This window comes from Streptomyces aureoversilis, from assembly GCF_042657885.1.
In the GTDB taxonomy this organism is placed as follows: domain Bacteria; phylum Actinomycetota; class Actinomycetes; order Streptomycetales; family Streptomycetaceae; genus Streptomyces; species Streptomyces aureoversilis.
In genome coordinates this window covers 1-1423 of record NZ_JBHSKJ010000061.1, presented here as the reverse complement: position 1 = coordinate 1423, position 1423 = coordinate 1, and the positions used below count along the sequence as shown (strand labels likewise).

1 protein-coding gene is annotated in these 1423 nt (G+C 64.3%); it reads right to left on the bottom strand.

Annotated elements, in window-relative coordinates; genetic code table 11:
• Positions 1-1423, bottom strand: a 1423-nt coding sequence (ctaD, locus tag ACFPP6_RS36395; protein WP_382051134.1) for an aa3-type cytochrome oxidase subunit I, incomplete at both ends; no start/stop codon positions are given.

Sequence of the window (1423 nt, the reverse complement as noted above, 5' to 3'; positions counted from 1 at the left end):
GGGTGGTGCAGGTCGAACGCCGGGGATTCGGAGCGGATGCGCGGCAGCGTGAGGAAGTTGTGCCGCGGCGGCGGGCAGGAGGTCGCCCACTCCAGCGAGCGGCCGTAGCCCCACGGGTCGTCGACCTCGACCTTCTTGCCGTACTTGGCGGTCTTCCAGACGTTGTACATGAACGGCAGGATCGACAGGCCCAGCAGGAAGGAGCTGATGGTCGAGATGGTGTTCAGCGCGGTGAACCCGTCGGCGGCGAGGTAGTCCGCGTAACGGCGCGGCATGCCCTCGGCACCCAGCCAGTGCTGCACCAGGAACGTGCCGTGGAAGCCCACGAACAGCGTCCAGAAGGTGATCTTGCCGAGCTTCTCGTCCAGCATCTTGCCCGTGAACTTCGGCCACCAGAAGTGGAAGCCGGAGAACATCGCGAACACCACGGTGCCGAAGATGACGTAGTGGAAGTGCGCGACCACGAAGTACGAGTCGGAGACGTGGAAGTCCATCGGCGGCGAGGCCAGGATGACACCGGTCAGACCACCGAAGACGAAAGTGATGAGAAAGCCGACGGCCCAGAGCATCGGGGTCTCGAAGGACAGCGAGCCCTTCCACATGGTGCCGATCCAGTTGAAGAACTTCACACCGGTCGGGACCGCGATCAGGAAGGTCATGAAGGAGAAGAACGGCAGCAGCACACCGCCCGTGACGTACATGTGGTGCGCCCACACCGTCACCGACAGACCCGCGATCGAGATCGTGGCCGCGATCAGACCCCAGTAGCCGAACATCGGCTTGCGGGAGAAGACCGGGATGACCTCGGAGATGATGCCGAAGAACGGCAGCGCGATGATGTACACCTCGGGGTGGCCGAAGAACCAGAAGAGGTGCTGCCACAGCAGGGCACCGCCGTTGGCCGCGTCGAAGACATGGGCCCCGAACTTGCGGTCCGCCTCCAGCGCGAACAGCGCCGCCGCCAGCACCGGGAAGGCCAGCAGGACCAGCACACCGGTCAGCAGGACGTTCCAGGTGAAGATCGGCATGCGGAACATCGTCATGCCCGGCGCGCGCATGCAGATGATCGTGGTGATGAAGTTGACCGAACCGAGGATCGTGCCGAAGCCCGAGAAGGCCAGACCCATGATCCACATGTCGGCGCCCACACCCGGCGAATGCTCCGCACCCGACAGCGGCGAATTGGCGAACCAGCCGAAGTCGGCGGCGCCGTCCGGAGTGAGGAACCCGCCGACGGCGATCAGGGAGCCGAAGAGGTAGAGCCAGTAGGCGAACATGTTCAGCCGCGGGAACGCCACGTCGGGCGCGCCGATCTGCAGCGGCATGATCCAGTTCGCGAAACCGGCGAACAGCGGCGTCGCGAACATCAGCAGCATGATCGTGCCGTGCATCGTGAACGCCTGGTTGAACTGCTCGTTCGACA